Below are 17,312 nucleotides of genomic sequence, written 5' to 3' on the forward strand. Positions count from 1 at the left end.
TTATTCTCCTTATGATCGCTTGCAATCGATACCCTGAAGTTCGATAGAAACTTTACCGTTCCAATTATTTTCTGAAACATGGGCTATCATATCAAATTGTTCATCTTGATAGTTATTAAATAAATCAAAAAGATCGGGACGATTAAAGAAGATAATCGGCTTGGTGACACCATCTGCAAAAATTAAGCATTTAACATGTGCATCTTTTAAAAGAGTTGGTGGTTGCAAAAGCGTAACTCGTTCAATATAAAATACCGGCTCAGGGTTTTCATTACCAAATGGTTCAAAATAGGAAAGATCATTCGTTATTTTTTTTGTCAGATCTCCCAAACGAAGCGTCGCATCAACGCTCTTTTGAGGAATAAGATCCTCAGGCGTTAATTGCGCTCTGATTAATTTCTCAAGTCGTTCTTTGAGCTCTGGTACTTTTTCGATTTTAAGAGAAAGCCCTGCTGCAACAGCGTGTCCGCCAAACGTAATAAGTAAATCTTTGCATTCTGACAAAGCGTTAAACATATTAAATGCCGGTAGTGATCTGCATGATCCTTTTGCAATGCCATCTTTTGTTACGTGCAATAAAATTGCAGGTCGATTATAGGCTCCCACTAATCGTGAAGCAACCAACCCAATAATTCCTGCAGGCCACTGATTGCTGGCAGCAATAATAACCGATTCTTTTTCAAGATCTATACGTTTTTGCTCAATCTCACAAATGACATCTGAAAGAACCGCTCGCTCAATTTCTCTGCGCGCCTGATTCAACTCTGCAAGAATGGCACCGACATGCTCAGTTTCTCGCTGATCTGAGCCTATGAGAAATTTAACTCCTTGGCGCGGATCTTCTAGGCGACCTAAAGCATTAATTTGGGGCGCAAGCGCATAACCAATATCTGAAGCACCAATAGTTTCTTTAGTTACCTTGCCATTTGTTTTGAGCACGGTAAGCGCATAGCTGTGCGATTTATTTACACGATTCAAACAATGGCGAACCCAGAAACGGTTTTCTCCTGTCAGTGGGACAACGTCCGCCACCGTGCCTAATAATAAAAGTTCATATACTTTATCGGGCAGCTCTTTATTCAATTTTTCATACAGCAAACTCATCAATTTAAATGAAACGCCAACCCCTGCAAATAACTTAAACGGATAATCGCACAATTGCTGATGCGGATTTACTAACGCATAGGAATCGGGCAGTTGATCATGAGGGCGGTGATGATCGGTAATAATTAAATCGATGCCAAGTTCTTTTGCTTTAAGCGCAGGCTCGAATGCGGTTACACCATTATCTACCGTAATTATAAGTGAATACCCATTTTGCGCAGCGCGCTCAACCACACGCGTTGAAAGGCCGTACCCATCTCGAGCTCGATTGGGCAGAAAAAAATTAATATTTGCATTCAGAGGAACCATGCATAGCATTATTAAGGCGCTTGAGGTTATACCATCAACATCGTAATCACCAAAAATAAGTATTTTTTCATTCCGCTCAATAGCAAGCAATACTCTTTCTATCGCTTTTTGTGCATCTTTTAAAAGCGACGGATGAGCAACATCTCGTTCTTGTACACTAAAAAGATATCGATCTATTTCTTCTTTCGTAAGCAGCCCGCGCGCAAGTAACGTAGCGGCCAAGGGCAGCGAAATATTATATGAACTGGCAATATGCAGCGCCTCGCTTGGTTGAACCGATGGCATAACCCATCGATATTTCAAGCCCTGAAGAATGTTCATCGTCGATCCTGCAAAAAACTCGTAATGAATTCGCTCAATTTAGATCCAGTGAGCTGACGCCAACTGAACACACTTTTTGAATGTAGGGGCTATGGGTAAACCAGAAAGCATACCGGCCACTATTTTTGAAGTATGCTTCTTTTTAGAGTAAATGAAAAGAAGCGCTATCAAGTGCAATTAAATTGATCGCACTTGATAGCAAAATTTTTCAACCACCAATTTCAAGTTCTTGCTTGAAAACAATATCGTTTATTATCTCTTTGATCTGTTGCTTATACGCTTTGACAACAAGTTCAGAAACGCCCGTAAGCTGATTAAATTGCTCAGTGTTATATGCAAAATTGAACGTGCCGCAAAAATCATGCTCAACACATTTTTCCATTGAAAAATTTGAAAGCTGATGCTTCTCAATTAATGCGCGTAACTCAGGAATTGTCGAAGCTTTTTTTATAAATTCTTCATTGGGGAAAAAGTGGAAATAAACAATAAGTGGAGAAATGTCATCCTCCGGTACGGTGCGATAAACTTGAAACAGCTCTCCGCTGATGAGAGGTACTTTTTCGTATTTTACTTTATAAACACGTTCAATATCGTTCAACATCTTAGCAAGTTCGCCTCCTGCTATCGCGTCGCTTGAAGCATCTCCAATAAATATAAGTTTAACATTTCGATCGGGCCGCATTAACGGCCGTATCGGAATGTTATAATCAATGCCTGCATCAACAAACGTAATTTGCTCACGAGCTTGAAGCCACGAACTTCCTTTATCGTATCCCTTGAACGGATTACGCACTTGGCCTGGGGCAATACGCTTTGTACCTATCCGCGAATCACTCAACCCATTAATAACTATTTTAGTAATACCAACAGCGATTGCGTCAAAGCTAATTGTTTTGAAAGGATTCTCTATACCCCCAAAAATAATATTATTAGCCTCGATCTCTTCCGCTTGCGTAATCGGCCCCGCACTTGTGTTTATCATACTGCGCATATCTTGCAAATTAATCGTATAGGCTGAACCAAAAATCCCCATCTGAAAACCAAAACTTTGTTCAGGAGCAAAATCGACCGATTTACCATTTTCAAATCTGCGGCCAAAAGCAAAAGAAGGAATCGCTAGTCCGGTTTCTAAGTTGCGCACCTCTTCTGGAGTAAATTCATACCAATTATATTGATATAATCCTCCATTATCTTTTGCCATAGAAACGGCGGTATAAAGCGGCCAAGGATTATTTCCTTGCTGGACACTGAACCATTGATTTGAAAGATGCTGGCGTTGCTGCATATCACCAAAATCGGAAAGAAGCGCATGTGCAAGAAGTGCACCATATAAATCAACAGAGCTCACCACTTGCCCAAATACTACTTTGGGGAAAATAACATCATTTGCAAGGCGCAGGAAACTCAAAGAATTTCTATTCCCGCTCCCTTTAAGATCAAATGTATCCGCCTTAATTTTATCACGTAATAGCTGATTAAATTCGTCGATCGAAACAAATTTATTATTATTCGGCTGTTGCATTAATGTCCACGGCCCGACATACCACGTTGATCCTGAAAGAGATGAAACGTACGTAATTGCATCAAGCAATCCTAAATCTTGCAACGCTTTCATAAAACCTGCGGTGATTACCATCGCTCGATAACCGCCACCACTAAACGCACATGCTATTTTAGGTACTGCGTCGATTGGAATTGAATAAGAATTAAGAAAATTGGCAAGAGCCGCCTGAACTTTCCTGGTACGATTTACTAAAAATTCGCCTTCTAGTGATCGACCAGGCTTGAGGATTTTGTTTTCGTTGATGACTTGTGCAATATCATTTTTGTGGGGGCTTTTTGCTGACAACAATTGGATAACGTATTCTTTTGCTGCAGGCAGTCCATATTTTGTGCCCAACTCATAAAAACTAATCTCTTGGATTTTCTTTTTGGCAAAATTAACGGAGACGCTTAACATATCCTCGAGCCGCGCATCTTTTAATTCTTTCTCAATTTCTTGAGAAAGCTCCTTAACGGTTTCATTTAAACCTTGTTGAATCGATTTGCGTTCTGTTATTTCTGACATGCCAGCAAGAATAACAAGTCCTATTAAAATCGCAGCGCGTACTCCATACCCTATGTTCTTACTCATGAGTTCTCCCCCGATCTCTTTTTTTTAAAACCTACCAGCCTTTATTTATAATAGTCAATAAATCAAGCGTGGTCTTATTCCTGAGCAATTTCGCTGTATAATGTAAAAAAACTCGCTACCAAAAGGATTACTTACCTTGAACAGAACACTATTTCTTTTTACCATCGCTTTAATTTCAATGCATAATCCAACTAATAATTGTCATACTGCCAAAAATCAGGTATTCATCCAGACGCGAACGAATTCAATCGCACCAACCTATGGAACCGCTGAATCGATCGAAGGTAAAATTAATCTCATGCGAGCCGAATTTGCACAGCTGGATGCGCAACAAGAATCTTTAAAAGCAACCGCGATCAAATCGCATGAAAAAAGTGAAAAATTTCAAGCGTTGCTCGACACGATTAATGCAAAACTTCAAATGGAGATTGAAAAGAAAAAGAAAGTGCTAGAAGAAAAAGAAAATAAAGCTAAAATGAACTATCGCATTCCCATTCATCATGAAAGAACATCATGCAATTACCATTCCTTTTTTTATTTTTTTGCACGCTCGGTCAGATTGCCTATGCTACTTCTCAATTTGAATCTCTATTTCCAGTCAAAACGTTAGAGAAGAGATCGCATCTTCTGCCACAAAACAAAACATCGGCCCACGTTGCAACACCTATGAATAAAGCAGATGTGATAAAGCTGGGAACCGTCATGTACATAGAGTCATTAAGTAAAAGAATAGTGGCCACCAAAAAAAATATTGATGGCCGTTTTTTATTTATTCAAAAACTACGAGCAAAGCTATGATAGATCAAAGTAGAGATTTATACGTATCTTCAACAAAATCCCAATTAACTACATTCCACCATGCAGTAATATAATCGGGCCGTTTGTTTTGATATTTTAAATAGTAGGCATGCTCCCAAACATCAAGCCCAAGTACCGGCACCATGTCTTTCATAACCGGAGAATCTTGATTAGGAGTGGAAGTAACTTCTAACTCACCTTTGTGATTAATCATAAGCCACGCCCAACCACTTCCAAATCGTTTTTTTGCAGCCGTATTAAATTCCTCTTGAAAAGCTGTAAAACTTCCGAATTTTTTCGTAATCGCTTCACCTGTTTTACCGCGAGGTGTACCACCACCGTTTTTTTTCATAAGATCCCAAAAAAATGAGTGATTTAAATGCCCGCCCGCATTATTTCGCACATCTTCTCGAATTGACTCAGGAATTTCATCTGTCTCAAGAAGAAGTTCTGCCAAGCTTTTTTTATAAAGTTCTGGATACTGATCAAGCGCTTTATTTAACTCGTCGACATATTTCTGATGATGCTTTGTATAATGGATCTCCATTGTTCGCGCATCAATATAAGGTTCAAGTGCATCGTAGGAATATGGTAATGGGGGCAAGGTATATTTCATTTTTTTCCTCAATTTAGATAAATGACAAGTTCATCCGGGCGCGCCATGTGCAACTGCTCTCGCGCAATCTTTTCTCGATTAAAATCAGATGTTTTCCATTCGTTAATCTCTTTTTGAAGTACATTAATTTCGCCAAGGCAGCAATCTACTTGCTCTTGAATTTGTTCTTTTTCTTTTCCTAAGCGTTTTAATGCAGAGAGCCCATGCGAGCCGAAAAAATAGAATGCAAACATTACAACAATTTCACACGCAAAGAATGCCCGAAACAACGTTTTTTTCAAATGTAGAGACGTTATCATCATTATTCCCCTTTTTCTTGAATCATCGGTTCCCTATTAATATCACGATGTTTTACCACAAACATTACATTTTCCAACGTCCTTTGAGAAAGTTCATGAATAAAGGCAACAGAACGATGACGCCCGCCTGTACAGCCAATCGCAACAGTAATAAAAAAGCGACCTTCTTTGTATGCACGCGCAATAGAATAATCAATAAAATCTATCATACGATGCCAATATTCTTTTACTTCAGGCTGCTCAAAAAAATAGGCGCGCAATTCGGCACTTGTTCCATCAAGCGGTCTTAATTGATCAATAAAATAAGGGTTTGGCAATGAACGAACATCGTACACGAAATTGCACTGTGCCGGAACACCATACTTAAAGCCGAACGATATCGCGTGAACAACAAGAACTGGCGCATCAGCCCGAACAAAATAAGAGCGCACAATTGAGCGCAATTGATGCGGAGTGCATTGGTCGGTTTCGACCACAACGTCCGCAATTGCATTAAGCGGCTTGAGTAATTTTTTTTCCTGATCTATTAAATCACTCATCGGAGCATTCGCTCCCAGTGGATGTTTTCTACGAGTTGTTTGATAACGCTTGAGGAGAATTGAAGAACTTGTGGATAAAAAAAATACGGTTAATGGTAATCCATTTTGTTTTGCTTGGAGCAGGTTATCGACAAGCAGCTCAATATTGGTACCGCTACGCACATCAACACCAAGTGCAACTCGTTGTCCGTTAACTTGAAAGCGATCAAGAAGCTGAAAAAAATGAGGCAAAAGATCTATTGGCAAATTATCAACGCAAAAATAACCAATATCTTCTAAAGAACGTAATACGGTACTTTTGCCTGCACCCGAATAACCGGTGACAATAACCATTTCGGTTGATCGTTGATTAACCACAAGTGGCGTTGCAGATTGATGAGCCACTTCCATTTTTGCTTCCTTTGTAAACGATTAAAATTTTTTTCATATTTTAATGATAGCATGTAACCAAAATTATTAGAAAATAGTTTTTTAATTTTTCCCAATAAAGGCTTTTCATGCAATCGGTTTTGCAACAAGAAAACAAAGAGAATGGCTCCCTTTCTTTTGGAATATAAAATAGCTATGATTCTGAGTAGAAGTATTTCACAAAAGGAGAATTCATGCGTCGTTCCCTATGGCCGCTCATTTTATTTTCATTTATTCTCGTTATCCACGTTAAACAAATTGCAAATACTGCAGAAAATAACGATTTTGATAAATCTATCTACAAATACTCGCAAACGCTGGGCGATGCTTTGCACAATATAAAAACAAAACATTTCAATGTGCTTCAGGCTCCTGCAGATAAGGATGCTGGCTCACCAGTTGATAAAGCAATGACTCAAGGAATCAATTCAATTGTACGAACACTGGATCCACATTCAGCGTTTATGGATCCTAAAGAATATAAAAGTATTATGGAGGCAACGCAGGGAGAATTTGGAGGTATTGGTATTATTATTGATAATACTAAAGAAACGGACGATGAATTTTTACGGGTCATTGATACACTGCCTGGGGAACCTGCTGATAAAGTTGGCATAAAGCCGGACGATAAAATTGTACAAATCGGTGATGAAGCAGTTAAAGGCATGACGGTTGAAGAAGCTTCGGCAAAATTGCGCGGAAAAGAAGGAACGTCAATTCACGTGAAAGTAATGCGTGCTGACACAATGCATTTGATACCATTTGATATCATGCGTGCCCGCATCAAGGAGCAAAATGCTCTCTGTTATTATCTTAAAGATCATAATATTTATTATTTATCCCTGAACATGTTCACCGAAAACGCGATAAAACAGATCGAACAGCTCCTGAAAAAAAGCTTGCAGCATGAATCTAAAGGCATAATCCTTGATCTACGGCACAATTCAGGCGGCTTGCTGAATGCAGTTGTCGATATTGCTGGCCTCTTTCTTGAAAAAGGAAGTTTAGTTGTAGAAACAAAAGATAGAAATAATAAAGTGAGCGATCGGTATACCACAAGCCGCACCCCGATTGCCGATAAACGCATTCCGCTTTTTATTTTAGTAAACAATTATACCGCCTCTGCTGCAGAAATATTGGCTGGAGTGTTGCAATACTATTCAGCAAAAGAAAGTAAATTCTTAGCATTCGTAGTTGGTACAAAAACATTTGGCAAAGGATCGGTGCAAGAAGTGATTCCTCTCAGCAACGATTGCGCACTTAAATTAACCATCGCTCTTTATAATTTACCAAATAATCTTTCGATTCAGGGAGTCGGAGTCGCGCCCGACTTTGAGATCGATCCTAAAATGCCACCATCAGAAGATATTCAGTGGTTCAATCGTTTCTTTGGACGTGAAAGTAATTTAAAAAATGCGATCAAAGTCGATTCAAAAAAAGAGAAAGATGCTGCCAAGAATAAAAAAGATACTGGTAAAACAAACAATGCAGAAAAATCTTGGTACGACAGGAAGAAAGAATTGATCGCGTCCGATTATATGATTTTGACCACGGCACGTTTAATTGAAATGATGCATTTGGCACAAAAAGCGTACCCAGAAAAAACAAAAAAACGCCAAGATCTTTTGAATACACTTACGGCACTTTATAATCCTAAAGATATAACCGATATTGAAGAAGTGAAGATGTAAAAAGGAGTTATGTAATGAAAGCGAACTATTTTCTTAAAATACTAATCGGTTGCTTGGTTGTAGCAGCCACATCTATATGCGTGAATGCACAAGAAAGTCCACGTGAAGCGAAAATACTCGAATCGGAACAGCAACGCCTCGAATTAGAAAAGAAAAAAATCGACCAAGAGCAAAAAACTCTCGAGCGTGAACGTAAAGAGGCAAAAGAGAGAATGAAAGATCTTTTGGGTGCACAAAATAAAGCTAACGCTTCAGGCAATAAAGCAGCGGCGCAAAAAGCGCGCGAAGATCTCATTCAGGAGATTGCTAATTCGCAATCTATTCGCGCGAAAATTGATACAAGCAAATTCGATCTTGAAACAATTGATCAACAATTAGGCGCAATTACCAAACAACTCGGCCAATTGCGAGAAAAACCGGTAACCAAACCGATAGAGCAACGCACCCTTGTTAAACTGCTCCAAGATATTACGCAAGAGATAAAACTTTTGCCTTCTCGCGTGAAACAATGGTTCATTCAACGCACAGGGCAGCCGGATACTGCAAAAATGTACGTCGATTCATTAACTGAAGTTATGAAGATCGAAGCGGATAAACCGTTCACCACCTGGGCTGAACGTGAATCGGCAAGAAAAGCCCAACTTGCAGCACGCAGAGGCTCCACAACCTATGATACGCTCTACAATAGCAAGCTTGCACAATTTGAACGGGCAAAAACCGATTACCTCAATCAAAAAATTGCTAATTATCGCGATGATTCCGAGCAGCTCCAGCAAGATTTTGCACTTCTTGCAAATCAACGCCGCATCAATACCGATCCTCAGATGCCGCTTGATCGCCTTGTAGCAAAGCAAAGGGAAGCAAACTTGTGGAAACAACAACAACCATCAGATATTTTCTCAGGTTTATTTAACGAACTTACTCAGGATAAAGTATTTGAAGATATTTTAGGCAGAAAAAATCCTTATACGATTCTTGGTATAGATCAAAATGCATCTTCAGCTCAAATAGAAAAAGCCTACGCAGAATTATCGAAAAACAATCCAACCGATGAGCTTAATGAAGCGTATGCGTATTTAACTTCAATTGATTTGCGCAATCTAGTTGATTCAACGCTCGATTTCTCAAGAACTATCAGCAATGAAATGTCCACAAACGTGAAACGCGATATTCAGCAAAAATTTATCACGCAATCAGATAGCATTTTAAGCGAACTTAATCAGATTATCAAAGATCGCCAAAGTGGCACGACGCAGCCAAATAATGGCCCAGATATTCCACCATTGTAGTAACAAAAGTGGGGAGGTAGCTTGCCTCCCCACTTTTTTAAGGCGAAGGAAATCTATGAATAAAAACTTTTTGATAGTTTATGCGATTTTCTACTTCTCAAATCTTCTTGGCAATAACGCAAAAGAGTTGGGAAAAATCCCCGCGCCAATGCCAAAACAGCGAGATCATCAACAATACAAATCGATGCAAAAACTGCCGCGCTCGAAAATACCAAGCAAGCAGGCCAAACGAGAAGACCTACTGGGTAAAAAAGCCACTTCAAAAAAGAAAAACTGTTAGTATACAACCCTATCCCAATTGACAAAAATAATGGCGGATTTAAGCTAAAAACAGATAGATACAAGATTTTATCGCATATCAATTAAACGACGTAGAGCTATTCACTATGCCATTATCTAGAAAAAAGCGTCACCAAATCGGTGTCTCGCTCGCTTCCGGACTTTTCTTTCTTTTCATTTTCATGCTTACCTGCAATCATCCGCCGCACAAAAAATCTGAACCTCGATACCGCTTAATTCTTCAGAAATCGGATCTTAAATAAAATGAAAATGGGATTTGAACCTTGCAAACTTAGTTATTCTCGTTTTTTTATTTGGCTTTTTTCTTTTGCATATACACTTAATAATTCAGGGATGGGCCCAGAAAAATCCATACATCTACAACGATCTATCCCAAATAATTCCGAAAATATTCATGATTTAATCGAGCAACAAAAGAATCACCTCTCATGCTCTGGTAAAAATCCCTATCGAGAGATTGTTTCACAATTACATCAACAAAGCAGCTCAGTTCGCTCATTTGTAGAACAAATGAATAGAGCAAAAAGATTTCAAATCATCGAGCAACATAACCAACGAACGCAGTTTCCCTGTTTGCCCGGCTCAGGCTTTTATCGTACTCAAGATAAATTATCAGTAACCTATTCCCCGCTTATACCCGCTTCTTTGAAAAAAATATGCGATGAAGAACTTAAAGAAATCCCGCAAGCGCACAAGCATCCCTGGTATATTTCTCTCTCATTTATAAAATCTGATGCGTCGGTAACGCAAAACCCTAAATATCCCCACACAATCATGCTTAGTTTTAATCCTATGAGTCCATTGGTATATTCAGAAAGCGCGCTGCGTGGCATGATTGCCCATGAAATAAGCCATTTTTTATCAGCTGATTTTTATTTTTCACAATTTAGCGGGCCATGTAGTAGCCGCATTATTTATTATCGAGAATACAACGCCGATCAATATTTAGCGTCTCGTTCCATAAGACAAGCAGAGAACAGCTTGATCCATCTTGAAGAAATTTTTAATAAAACTCCCTTTATGAGAGCCAGTCTTACTTATGCCAAAAGTAATGCGTTGAGTATTCTCACTTGTCTTGGCTTATTTGCTAGCTTAAGCCATATCTTTCCGTCCTCATCTATCAAACTGTCTGACGTTTTTACTGTGAATTGCATCAATCAACCGCTGTTTTTTTATTTAGCATTTCGCGAATATCGTGAATCAAAAAAATTCCAGTCAACCAGATCAGAACTAAACTCGACCCATCCTTCACTTCCTAAGCGGATTGCTTGCATGAAAACAATTCTTGAATTGCTCAAAGCCGAAGAAGAAATAGTAAAAAAATCCTGTCCAAACTGATATCACTATTCTACTGTGACCGATTTAGCTAAATTGCGCGGTTTGTCAATTGGGCAACCAAGAACGTTGGCAATTTGGTAGACAAAGAATTGCATCAATCCGGTCATTGCTAAAGGGCCAAGAAGCGGATCTACATGCGGGATAATAAAAGCGTTATCTGCTAATTTCAGAAGTTCAGTTTGCCCCTCAAATGCAAAAATGAGCAAGTGGCCCTGCCGTGCTTTTACTTCTTGTGCATTAGAAATAAGCTTTTGATAGATTAATGGATCGAGTGTAGAGAAAATGATAATTGGCGTATCATCAGAAACAAGCGCAATCGGGCCGTGCTTCAATTCTCCAGCCGGATAACACTGCGCAAAGGCATATGAGATTTCTTTCAGCTTAAGCGAAGCTTCAAGCGCAAACGGGTAACTAATATGCCGCCCTAAGAAAATCCATTTTTTAAATTGCGCATAATGGGGAGCCAACTGCTCCACGATAGATTTGCGGTATTTTTCAATACAGTTTTCCAATATTTCTGCACTCATGAGCAAATGATCGCATGCGCGCTCCATTTGATCGGCAGTTATTATTTCTTTTTCAAGCGCTATGCGATGAGCGAGCCAAAAAAGGGCTGCTAATTGCGTTGAAAATGCTTTAGTAGAAGCGACCGAGATTTCTTGGCCAGCTTTCGTGAGCAAGAATCCATCCGATTCACGAACCATACTGCTTGAGGAAACATTGGTGAGGACTACCGTATGGGCCCCCGTGCGTTCTACAAGCCGTAAACATTCTAGTGTATCGGCCGTTTCGCCCGATTGAGAAATCGCCAAATAAAAATTCCGCTCTTCTTTAAAGAACGGCATATAACGAAATTCTGAAGCAAGTACAACGCGCGCTGGCATTTTACAAATTTCTTCAATAAAAAACTGCCCGATACGAGCTGCATGCCACGAAGTTCCTGCACCAATAAGAGAAATAGCGCCTAATTTTTTTACATCGTCTGCCGTCAGTCCCATTTGCTGCCAAACAGTGTCGTGAATAGATTTTAGATAGGAAAGAGTCGCATGAATGCCGTTTTTTTGTTCAAAAATCTCTTTAAGCATAAAATGCTCATAGCCGCTTTTCCCATCATCGGACCATGAAACTTGTACGCGTTCGGGCTTAAGTTCACGTTTATTGCCCTTAAAATCGTAGAGCTCAACGCCCGATTGGCGAACTATTGCAAACGTTTCATCTGGCAGATAAACAACTTCATCGGTCATGCCTGCAAATGCAAGTACATCAGAAGCTACAAACATTTCTTGCGAGCCAATTCCAATGCAAAGCGGCGATCCTTTTCGAACCGCAATAACCGCATCGGAGAATGGTTCACCAATACAGCTGAAAGCGAATGCACCTTCTAATTGCCCAACAATTGCTGCAACCGATTCTGATAGGCAAGATTTTTCTTTGATTCTTTCAAAAAGATGAGCAACAACTTCAGTATCTGTTTGAGATCTGAAGGCATGCCCTTCGCTCTCAAGTTGCACACGAAGCTGCGCATGGTTTTCGATAATGCCGTTATGAACTACAGAGATCGTCTCGGTACAATCGACATGGGGATGAGCATTCACATGAGAAACAACACCGTGGGTGGACCACCGTGTGTGCCCAATACCAATATGCCCGTCAACCGGAAAGTCTTGGAGTGCATTGGTTAAGTTAACCAATTGGCCCTTTGCTTTAACACACTTTAGTCGATTTGAAACCGAATCAAGGCAAGCAAAACCTGCCGAATCGTAACCACGGTACTCAAGCCTACTTAATCCCTTCATAACGAAGGAACGACTCAGCTTAGTGCCGACATACCCGACAACACCGCACATACTCCGCCTTTTTTAGTGAGAAAATGTGTGTGAAAATTAACGCTTAACGAATTGGAAGCCACGGCGAGCTGCTTTACGGCCATATTTCTTACGCTCTTTAAGACGCGCATCAACCGTTAACATACCGTGCTCACGCATGGTCATTTTAAGATTTTCATCAGCTGAAACTAATGCACGAGCAATACCCAATTGTACCGCTCCAGCTTGACCATTGCGGCCACCGCCTTCTACATATGCTTCAACGTCATAATGAGCTGTTGCTGGCTGGGTAAGCAAAATCGGCTTAACTGCCATAAGGCGCGTAACTTCTGTATCAAAGTACGAATTATATGTTTTCCCGTTAACAACAATCTTACCGTTTCCTCTACGTAACCATACACGCGCTACCGCTGATTTGCGGCGGCCAACGCCATGAGAAACAGGGGTTCCAGCAGGCATTTTTGTCTTGGGTGCAGCAGTCGTTTTTTTGCGTTCCATACCTAGTTATAACCTTTACAGCTTAAAAATATTTTATCTCTATAGTAATAGAGAATAACCAACTTTGAAAAATTGTCAAAAACTTAACAGTTTGCTCGCTTGCGCTTAGTCCGCTACCCTTCGATACAATTTCTCGCTTTGCTCGAAATCACTCATGGCGAGCGCGGGGAGGCTTTAAATTCAACTTATTGTGGTAAATTCCATCATTAATTGGCGACCTGCCCATCGTAGCTTTAGCGAAGATGGAAGATTGGCCTGCCAATCGTAGTTGGCCGAGCCTGAAGGCCCGGATAAACGTAGATTGGAGCCGATGATCGGATTTGAACCGACGGCCTACTGATTACGAATCAGTTGCTCTACCCCTGAGCTACATCGGCATTTTGCAAAGGTAGTATACCTTGCAGTAGAGATTTTGCAACGAATTTGCCGCGCATACTATTCAGGTTTGCGGTCTTCAAGCACTTCTTGGCAAATAATGCATCGGCTCGCATTGGGGTACGATTTTAATCGTTTTTCCGCAATCGGCTGTCCACACTCGATGCAAATACCGTACGTTCCTTCATCGATCATACGCAGTGCCTGCATGATCATGTTATATTCATTAATCTCGTTATCCTGCAGAGATATTTTCAGCGTTTCAAGCGATATCGATTGCGCTTGATCGCCAATATCTTGAACCTCAAAACCGCTCTTTACTTGATAAAGATCTGAAAGTTGTTCCTCTAGCTCTTTTTTTCGCTCAAGCAACCCCTTTTTTATTGATTCCAGACTTTTTGCACCAATCGTCCCTTTTTTTGCTTCAGCCACGATCACTTCCTTTTTTGTTTGAAGAAACGTTTCAAGAGCTCAGCCGCCTGATCTTCAAGTACGCCCTCTCTTACAGTTATAATGCCCTTTTTGTATAGCTGAGATTCCATGTAATTGTCAAGGTGATAACCAAAAAGTGGCGAACGCGCTGCAAATACAAGGGTAAAAATTCTGCTCAATTGGATTAATCCAATGCACATGATGCACGGCTCGAGAGTCACATACATCGTGCATTCATCAAGCCGCCAATCATCGATCTTCTTGCACGCTTTTTTGATTGCAGTTGCCTCAGCGTGCGCTGTTTGGCATTGTTGTTTTTCAACTTGATTGTAGCCGCGCCCAATAATTTCACCGGCATTGTTTACAATAACTGCTCCAATTGGCACTTCATCAGCAGCAAACGCTTTTTCTGCTTGTGCAATCGCTTGCTGCATATAAAATTCATCATTCGGTATTTTTATTTTCATTCGCTTATTTTAAGATTTTTGTAATTATTAATTCTCATTTGGCATTTTCATGCTTTTGCGTTTTTGAATTTTACGAGCTTCGGTTATCGCATTAACCTCCTCGAGCGTAATATCGGTGGACTTTAAAAGCTCATCCAGTTCAATATTCATTTCGAGAATTGGATTTTTTTTTGCATTTTGAAAACCTATAGTAACTGCATTAGATATTAATTCGCTCATTTTTTGATCGACTTGCTGGCTAAGCTGAAAACTTGTTATGTTAAGATTTTTAGCTTGACTACTGGCGTCTCCTTTAATTTCTGGTCGCTGCTGGATTAGGCACATCATTTTAGTACTTATTTCATAGATTGCATTAGCTTGACGTTTTTTTGATAAATCGTACCAAGCGCCGAATTTTTTATTGAACCAAAAACCAAAGAGCCCCCCCCCAATTGCGCCTATCATAGGAAGTCTCAAGTCACCGATGTTGGAATAGAGCTGAAATCCTTTCACTAAAGCTCCCAGGCCTAACGCGCCAGTCACTATGGCTCCATATCTTCTACGTTGTTGATAGATAGCAAACTCCTCTGATGCAAAATATTTACACTTAAGATCCGCACTATCAAAATAATTCTGCAAATAGCGAACCCCTTGATCAGAGATAGAGTATTGTGTATTCATTTCTACGTTTGTAGAATATTGATCATTCTGGTTAGATTTAATTGACACCCGATATGCTTTCTCTAAGTTTTTTCTAAACGCGGAAAAACTTGATCCACATACCGCAACATCAGCATCATCTAATGCTTTTTTTTGCTGTTTAAGGGTGAGGGGCTCAACCGCGTTAAGGAAAAAAGACATGCACAAAAAAACACTAAATTTTCTATTCACAATTATTCCTCTGTAAATTTTAATTTCTTGCATGCATCAAGCTTCTGTTTCCACTCAGCGCGAGTTTTTTCTATTTTTTCTAATAATCGACTCATTTTGTTATCCTCTAAATCTACATTTTGAGGAATTTTTTTTTGTAATTTTTCAAACTCAGAGTATTTAGCTCTAAATAAACCGCATTTCTTACAAATTACATCCTGCTCATTTACTTTACATACCCGCCAGGAAATACTTTCACCTATTACACAAATCGCTGTCGATATCAAAATATTTAGACCAAAAATACCCTGATAGTGTTTTGGCATTTCTAAAGAACCCCTATTAAAATCGTACGACAAGCCTTTCGTTTGTCCCGCCGCGCACATGAGCAACCCGCAACAATACACAACGCCAGCTAAAAAATAGATAGATCCAGCTACAAAAGTGTTAGGTTTTTGAGCGCTTTCAACAGCAGAATTCCATTGAGAGCGCACAGAATAATACTCTTTTTTCAACGATTGATAATCTTCACTCTTATTACCAAAACATATAAAGCTCTCTACTATAAGTAGACTCAGCAGTCTTATTTTTTTAATGGGTATCATTGTTTTTCAAGTTTGCTCTTCTTACACACACCAAATTTTTCTTGCCATTCACTTCTAAGCGTATTCATATACTTCTCAATGCGCTCTCGTTCTTGAGCCGATATTTTGGAGTCATCCATCTTTTTATTTATTTCAGCACTATAGGAATCAAGTTTTCTAAGTTTCTCGAGAAACAGTTCGTAATGCTCGCAAATGGTATTTTTGCCGTACAAAGATTCATAAAGTATTCCACTTGAAGCGCTTAAAACAGATCCGATTAAACAATTCTCTCCAAATGAAATGGTGGGGGCCTCACAATCAGGCTGCATATAGGCCAAACTGCCTACCACGAAAAGAAGTGCTGCAGCGGCGCATGCACCCCCACTAAAAGAAGTTATTTCACTTTTAGCATTTTCTAGCTTTTCCCATTGCTGTCTTTGCTGCTCGATTTCACTTTTTACTTGTTTACCAAGCAAAACATACTCTTTTGAGAAAGATGGAATTACGCAACCGTGTCCAATGAGCAAAGCAAAGAGCACTATTGCAAATTTGCTGCCGAGAAAGAAACTTATAACTTTATTTTTTTTTGGAGTTTTCAAGATGGTTTCTCCAATCCTCTTTGATTTTGTTCATACTGTTTCGTATTTTTTCTTTATCTGCTTCTGATGCGTTTACGTAGCTGAGAATTACTTCATTTTCTTGGCAAAATTTCTCTAACTTTACTAATTCTTCCTGAAAATAAGCGGGGTTCTCTTCGATGCACCGTTTGTCATCCCTATTTGATTGATATTTTTTCCACCCCAAAGCACCGATTACCGCAGCGGCAGAACATCCTATGAAACTCAAATCATGGCAATAAGCGCAAGCAAATATTGAAAGGCACCCAGCTAAAAATATCATATCTGCGGTTCTTGTTGAGCTTCTCATTGAGCTCATAAACTCATTGCGCAGGTTTTCCCTGCGTTCAAGTTCATGCTCGATGATCATAATTTGAGTTGCTTTTTGAGCTATAAGCAGCTGATTACCCAAAAAACAAAAAACTGCGATCAGGCTCATTTTTTTATTAAAAAACATAGATTACCTTTAAAGATTTAACTGCGTTGTCCAGGTTGTCAAAAAAACTCTTTTTTTGTAT

General features: G+C 39.6%; 18 protein-coding genes and 1 tRNA gene. 5 read left to right on the top strand and 14 right to left on the bottom strand.

What is annotated here, in order from left to right; genetic code table 11:
- Positions 1-9: 9 nt before the first annotated feature.
- Complete coding sequence (gene recJ / locus VHO47_03570) at positions 10-1,734, bottom strand: single-stranded-DNA-specific exonuclease RecJ (GenBank protein HEX2978170.1); 1,725 nt, start codon at positions 1,732-1,734, stop codon at positions 10-12.
- A gap of 208 nt (positions 1,735-1,942) precedes the next feature.
- A complete protein-coding gene (locus VHO47_03575) occupies positions 1,943-3,868 on the bottom strand; it encodes a hypothetical protein (GenBank protein ID HEX2978171.1) in 1,926 nt (641 codons plus the stop codon).
- A gap of 136 nt (positions 3,869-4,004) precedes the next feature.
- On the opposite strand from VHO47_03575, the gene VHO47_03580 reads away from it, so the two are divergent.
- Positions 4,005-4,478: a hypothetical protein gene (locus tag VHO47_03580; protein ID HEX2978172.1), complete on the top strand. Its 474-nt coding sequence runs from the start codon at positions 4,005-4,007 to the stop codon at positions 4,476-4,478.
- Positions 4,479-4,670: 192 nt separating this feature from the next.
- Here the strand turns inward: VHO47_03580 and VHO47_03585 are convergent, their stop codons facing one another.
- From VHO47_03585 to rapZ, 3 genes are read right to left on the bottom strand one after another with little or no spacing between them, the layout of a single operon-like run.
- Positions 4,671-5,282, bottom strand: coding sequence for a superoxide dismutase (locus VHO47_03585; protein HEX2978173.1), 612 nt, complete (start codon positions 5,280-5,282; stop codon positions 4,671-4,673).
- Positions 5,283-5,290: 8 nt separating this feature from the next.
- Positions 5,291-5,584, bottom strand: coding sequence for a septum formation initiator family protein (locus tag VHO47_03590; protein HEX2978174.1), 294 nt, complete (start codon positions 5,582-5,584; stop codon positions 5,291-5,293).
- On the bottom strand, positions 5,584-6,510 hold the full coding sequence (gene rapZ, locus VHO47_03595; GenBank protein ID HEX2978175.1) for an RNase adapter RapZ: 927 nt from the start codon (positions 6,508-6,510) through the stop codon (positions 5,584-5,586). Before rapZ ends, VHO47_03590 begins: the two co-directional genes overlap by 1 nt.
- Positions 6,511-6,722: 212 nt before the next feature.
- On the opposite strand from rapZ, the gene VHO47_03600 reads away from it, so the two are divergent.
- The 4 genes from VHO47_03600 to VHO47_03615 all read left to right on the top strand — a co-directional run bounded on the left by VHO47_03600 (position 6,723) and on the right by VHO47_03615 (position 11,146).
- Positions 6,723-8,219, top strand: a complete 1,497-nt coding sequence (locus VHO47_03600; protein HEX2978176.1) for a S41 family peptidase — start codon at positions 6,723-6,725, stop codon at positions 8,217-8,219.
- Positions 8,220-8,233: 14 nt separating this feature from the next.
- Positions 8,234-9,508, top strand: coding sequence for a hypothetical protein (locus VHO47_03605; protein ID HEX2978177.1), 1,275 nt, complete (start codon positions 8,234-8,236; stop codon positions 9,506-9,508).
- Positions 9,509-9,563: 55 nt separating this feature from the next.
- Positions 9,564-9,788, top strand: a complete 225-nt coding sequence (locus VHO47_03610; protein HEX2978178.1) for a hypothetical protein — start codon at positions 9,564-9,566, stop codon at positions 9,786-9,788.
- A 263-nt stretch (positions 9,789-10,051) separates the two neighbouring features.
- Positions 10,052-11,146 carry a M48 family metalloprotease gene (locus tag VHO47_03615; GenBank protein ID HEX2978179.1) on the top strand — a complete coding sequence of 365 codons (1,095 nt, stop codon included), beginning with the start codon at positions 10,052-10,054 and terminating at the stop codon, positions 11,144-11,146.
- 5 nt (positions 11,147-11,151) lie between these two features.
- Here VHO47_03615 and glmS read toward each other — a convergent pair whose 3' ends face one another.
- The 9 genes from glmS to VHO47_03660 all read right to left on the bottom strand — a co-directional run bounded on the left by glmS (position 11,152) and on the right by VHO47_03660 (position 17,251).
- Positions 11,152-12,993, bottom strand: coding sequence for a glutamine--fructose-6-phosphate transaminase (isomerizing) (gene glmS, locus VHO47_03620; GenBank protein HEX2978180.1), 1,842 nt, complete (start codon positions 12,991-12,993; stop codon positions 11,152-11,154).
- 36 nt (positions 12,994-13,029) lie between these two features.
- Positions 13,030-13,470 carry a 30S ribosomal protein S9 gene (gene rpsI / locus VHO47_03625; protein HEX2978181.1) on the bottom strand — a complete coding sequence of 147 codons (441 nt, stop codon included), beginning with the start codon at positions 13,468-13,470 and terminating at the stop codon, positions 13,030-13,032.
- 302 nt (positions 13,471-13,772) lie between these two features.
- Positions 13,773-13,847: transfer RNA gene (locus VHO47_03630), tRNA-Thr, on the bottom strand.
- Positions 13,848-13,905: 58 nt separating this feature from the next.
- On the bottom strand, positions 13,906-14,277 hold the full coding sequence (locus tag VHO47_03635) for a TraR/DksA C4-type zinc finger protein (protein HEX2978182.1): 372 nt from the start codon (positions 14,275-14,277) through the stop codon (positions 13,906-13,908).
- 2 nt (positions 14,278-14,279) lie between these two features.
- The gene (locus tag VHO47_03640; protein ID HEX2978183.1) at positions 14,280-14,744 is read right to left on the bottom strand and encodes a nucleoside deaminase; all 465 of its coding nucleotides are present in this window, start codon (positions 14,742-14,744) and stop codon (positions 14,280-14,282) included.
- Between the two features lie 27 nt (positions 14,745-14,771).
- Entirely contained in the window at positions 14,772-15,614 is an 843-nt protein-coding gene (locus VHO47_03645) for a hypothetical protein (protein HEX2978184.1), read from the bottom strand.
- A gap of 2 nt (positions 15,615-15,616) precedes the next feature.
- Positions 15,617-16,198 carry a hypothetical protein gene (locus tag VHO47_03650; GenBank protein ID HEX2978185.1) on the bottom strand — a complete coding sequence of 194 codons (582 nt, stop codon included), beginning with the start codon at positions 16,196-16,198 and terminating at the stop codon, positions 15,617-15,619.
- Entirely contained in the window at positions 16,195-16,776 is a 582-nt protein-coding gene (locus VHO47_03655) for a hypothetical protein (protein ID HEX2978186.1), read from the bottom strand. Before VHO47_03655 ends, VHO47_03650 begins: the two co-directional genes overlap by 4 nt.
- Entirely contained in the window at positions 16,754-17,251 is a 498-nt protein-coding gene (locus VHO47_03660) for a hypothetical protein (protein ID HEX2978187.1), read from the bottom strand. The genes VHO47_03655 and VHO47_03660 overlap by 23 nt, the downstream gene beginning before the upstream one ends.
- Between the last annotated feature and the right edge of the window lie 61 nt (positions 17,252-17,312).

It is taken from the genome of Candidatus Babeliales bacterium (genome assembly GCA_036260945.1).
Classification (GTDB): domain Bacteria; phylum Babelota; class Babeliae; order Babelales; family JACPOV01; genus JACPOV01.

Coding starts and splice junctions, on each gene's coding strand:
- recJ (HEX2978170.1), bottom strand. CDS start 1,734: ATGAACATTCTTCAGGGCTTGAAATATCGATGGGTTATGCCATCGGTT.
- VHO47_03575 (HEX2978171.1), bottom strand. CDS start 3,868: ATGAGTAAGAACATAGGGTATGGAGTACGCGCTGCGATTTTAATAGGA.
- VHO47_03585 (HEX2978173.1), bottom strand. CDS start 5,282: ATGAAATATACCTTGCCCCCATTACCATATTCCTACGATGCACTTGAA.
- VHO47_03590 (HEX2978174.1), bottom strand. CDS start 5,584: ATGATGATAACGTCTCTACATTTGAAAAAAACGTTGTTTCGGGCATTC.
- rapZ (HEX2978175.1), bottom strand. CDS start 6,510: ATGGAAGTGGCTCATCAATCTGCAACGCCACTTGTGGTTAATCAACGA.
- VHO47_03600 (HEX2978176.1), top strand. CDS start 6,723: ATGCGTCGTTCCCTATGGCCGCTCATTTTATTTTCATTTATTCTCGTT.
- VHO47_03605 (HEX2978177.1), top strand. CDS start 8,234: ATGAAAGCGAACTATTTTCTTAAAATACTAATCGGTTGCTTGGTTGTA.
- VHO47_03610 (HEX2978178.1), top strand. CDS start 9,564: ATGAATAAAAACTTTTTGATAGTTTATGCGATTTTCTACTTCTCAAAT.
- VHO47_03615 (HEX2978179.1), top strand. CDS start 10,052: ATGAAAATGGGATTTGAACCTTGCAAACTTAGTTATTCTCGTTTTTTT.
- glmS (HEX2978180.1), bottom strand. CDS start 12,993: ATGTGCGGTGTTGTCGGGTATGTCGGCACTAAGCTGAGTCGTTCCTTC.
- rpsI (HEX2978181.1), bottom strand. CDS start 13,470: ATGGAACGCAAAAAAACGACTGCTGCACCCAAGACAAAAATGCCTGCT.
- VHO47_03640 (HEX2978183.1), bottom strand. CDS start 14,744: ATGAAAATAAAAATACCGAATGATGAATTTTATATGCAGCAAGCGATT.
- VHO47_03650 (HEX2978185.1), bottom strand. CDS start 16,198: ATGATACCCATTAAAAAAATAAGACTGCTGAGTCTACTTATAGTAGAG.
- VHO47_03660 (HEX2978187.1), bottom strand. CDS start 17,251: ATGTTTTTTAATAAAAAAATGAGCCTGATCGCAGTTTTTTGTTTTTTG.